This is a genomic window from Streptomyces capoamus (assembly GCF_014654935.1).
GTDB lineage: Bacteria > Actinomycetota > Actinomycetes > Streptomycetales > Streptomycetaceae > Streptomyces > Streptomyces capoamus.
Window position 1 is genome coordinate 1 of sequence record NZ_BNBF01000040.1, and the last position, 1,133, is coordinate 1,133.

The following is a 1,133-nucleotide window of genomic DNA, read 5'->3' on the forward strand; positions in this document are numbered from 1 at the left end:
GCGGAAGCCCGACACTGGCCGGGAAGCGAGCGGTCCGACGGTCACGTGGAATCGCCGGTCAGCGAAACCAGCGTGGCCCTGATCTCCGCGACCATGTACGCAGGCCGCCGGAAGACGTCCTCGGCGCTGAAGCGGAGGAGGCTGCGGATCTCGGGGCAGCGGAGGAGCTGGTTGAAACGGTGGACGTCCCGGCGGTGGGCTTCACGGGTGCCGTGGTAAGCGTACCCCTCGATCTCCACGCCCAGCCCCGCCGCCCGGAAGAGGAAGTCGACGACGCGGCGACTGCCGTCCGGCGTGCGCAACTCGGCCTGGCTCTCGGGATGGAGCCCGGCGTCGTACATGCGCAGTCGGGCGACCGTCTCGGCGGGGGAGCCGGCGAGCGGGTCGGTCAGGCGGAGCCAGTCCAGGGCCCGGACCGACCCCTGCGCTGCCCTCAGCAGCGTGGCGGCGATCTCGTCCTTACGGACCAGCGGTGCGCGTCGGACCCCCCCGACCCTGCGGTACGTCAGGGCCGAGTCCACGGCGACGACCGCCTCGTGCCTGGGGCCGCGTCGCAGGAGGTCGGCGCAGGTGCGGGCCGGGGTGGTGAGCCGTAGCCCCTGCCGCTCGACCACGTCACCTCCGCCGAGCGTCATCCGGTGCACGCGCACGCCGCTGCCCAGCCGGTGCGTGCTGCGGTGCGGGTCGGTGAAGTCCAGCGGCGCCTCGTGGCCCCCGCCGAGCAACTCGATCCGCCAGAGAGCGGCCGCCGACAAGTGGCTCACGACGAGCTGCGGTACGCGGAGTTGGACGGCCCGGAGGTGAGTGCGCAGGTCCGGGTCGCGCCCCGGCTCGGCCCAGGCGCCGTGCCGGAGTTGCGTCCAGCCTTCGCCGCGCAGCACCCGTGTCAGGCTGCGCCGAGGCCAACCGGCCTCCACGGCACGTGAGGTAAGGAGGACGCCTCTGTCCGCCAGCGCCCTCAGGTCGGTCCGCTCCACACGGGCAAGATCGCAGAGATCGTCCCCGGCCGCTCGCCCTGTGGACAACCGGACGGGGTCAGGCCTTCAGTGGGGAGCACGCGCGGAGAAGACGGTGTGTTGCGAGCTGTTGGACGCGGAGTGACCGGTCACCTCGGCGGGGGCATACGCCAAGGG

The 1,133-nt window shown here is 72.8% G+C and carries 1 protein-coding gene; it reads right to left on the reverse strand.

What is annotated here, in order from left to right; genetic code table 11:
• Positions 1-41 precede the first annotated feature (41 nt).
• Positions 42-881, reverse strand: coding sequence for a hypothetical protein (locus tag IE312_RS43340; protein WP_229900851.1), 840 nt, complete (start codon positions 879-881; stop codon positions 42-44).
• Between the last annotated feature and the right edge of the window lie 252 nt (positions 882-1,133).